This window comes from Bradyrhizobium sp. SZCCHNPS1003, assembly GCF_032381555.1.
Lineage (GTDB): Bacteria > Pseudomonadota > Alphaproteobacteria > Rhizobiales > Xanthobacteraceae > Bradyrhizobium.
Window position 1 is genome coordinate 1 of sequence record NZ_JAUHIU010000045.1, and the last position, 1829, is coordinate 1829.

Consider the following 1829-nt stretch of genomic DNA (forward strand, 5'->3'; position numbering starts at 1 on the left):
CCCTGGGGAGAGCGCGTATAAGCCGTAACCCATCGCGCGGGGAAGGCCGGGATGTCTCGGCTGAACCTGTGGTGACTGCCGCCTGCTTTCTTTTCTGCAGGCGGGCCATGGGGGCGGCGAGCTCCCGGCCTTCCCCATAGGCGTTAAGTTTATGCTTGAGTGTTGGAATCCGCCGTGATTCGAACAGGGGATGGCAGACGAATCGCTCCTGAACGAGGACTGGACGAGAGTGGTTGCGCAGCTGGGCGGGGCTGCGCAGCTCGAGAAAACTGCGCGCCAGACGAAGGCCTTCGCGCGTCGGCGGCAGATTCCAGATGCGGTGACGTTACTTCGGCTGATGCTGGCCTATTGTTTGGGTGAAAGAGGGCTGAGATCGACAGCCGCATGGGCGGCTTCTGTTGGCCTTGCCGACCTCACCAGCGTGGCGTTGTTCTATCGGCTGCGTCAATGTGGTGATTGGTTTGCGGTGCTGGTGGAGGGCTTGCTCGCTGCGGCAGCTCCGAAGGCGAGCCAAGGCCGCCTGATCCGCATCATCGATGCGACGACAGTGCCTCAGGCGGGACCGGCTGCGCGCAAGAACAGTGAGCTTTGGCGCGTTCATAGCGCATTTGATCTGCCCTATGAGCGCTTTGGTCACTTCGAGCTGACAGATCAGCAAGAGGGCGAAACGTTTGACCGGATACCAGTGGTCAAGAACGAGATCCGCATTGCTGACCGCGCTTATCTGCAACCTGACCGCATTGCGGCCGTCCGCGAAGCCGGGGCCGACGTTTTGATCCGAGCGGGCTGGAAGAACGCACGTTGGCTTGACGCCAAAGGCCTTCCGTTCGATCTGATGGCCCAATTGCGTGCCGCGAAGGCGCGCGGACTGGTCGATCGGGAGATTTGGATCAAGCGCAAGGGCGGCGCGCCTCTGGCTATGCGTCTGGTCGCAATCAAGAAGCCCACCGGTGCGGCTGCTGCTTCTCGGCGTAAAGCCCGGCAAGACGCAAAAGATGAAAACCGCATCATCTCCAAAGAAACTTTGGAGGCTGCGGATTGGGTCATTCTGATCACGTCGCTCGCGCGGGACGAGTTCTCCACCAAAGATGTGCTTGCGCTCTATCGATTGCGATGGCGGATCGAGCTTGGGTTCAAGCGACTGAAGAGTCTGATTGGCCTCAAGACGCCGCCAGGAACCGATCCGCGCTCTGCCAAGCCCTACCTGCTGGCCCACCTCCTGATCATCCTGTTGCTCGAGCCGCTTGCCAGCGACTTCGAGGACTCTCCCCACTGGACGCAGGCCGCTTAACGACGCCTGGCGCTTGGCGGGTCCTGCAGCAGCTCGTTGCATCCTTGCTGCAAGCAATCATTCCACAACCAACCATCCGTTGCTTGCGCCGCAGAAAACGCGCGTTGGGGCGCCACCTTCGCGAGCCTCCTCGAAAACGCAAGTATCAATCGATGCTCGCGCTACCTTAACGCCTATGCGGCATTCCCCGCGCCCTCTCGCTTTTCGACAGGGCACAACGATCGCAGAGCTCGGGCGTGATCCGCCGCGAGAAGGCGCGGTCATGTGGCCACCCCAACAGTCCCTCGCAAGCGCAGGGCGATCGCATATGTCCGAAGATGGTTCTCAACGGCAAAAAAAGGTGCCAATTGGGTTACTCGTCATGCGCGGGCTTGTCCCGCGCATCCACGTCTTTCTTCCGGGCTAGCGAAGTCGTGGATGGCCGGGTCAAGCCCGGCCATGACGATCAGGAGGCATTGGTGCCGATCGGCCAAATCTTCATATGCGGTCGCCCTGCCCGCAAGCGGGGGAGGGAGCGCATCGTCGGTGCGGAGGCGGC

The 1829-nt window shown here is 61.3% G+C and carries 1 protein-coding gene; it reads left to right on the plus strand.

The window, feature by feature from the left end:
- The first annotated feature begins 190 nt into the window (after positions 1 to 190).
- Positions 191 to 1291 (plus strand): IS4 family transposase, encoded by a 1101-nt coding sequence (locus QX126_RS33475; RefSeq protein WP_315701243.1) that lies wholly within the window; start codon positions 191 to 193, stop codon positions 1289 to 1291.
- Positions 1292 to 1829: the final 538 nt, after the last annotated feature.

Excerpts from the sequence above, each read along its gene's own strand:
- QX126_RS33475 (WP_315701243.1), top strand. The coding sequence starts at position 191 with ATGGCAGACGAATCGCTCCTGAACGAGGACTGGACGAGAGTGGTTGCG.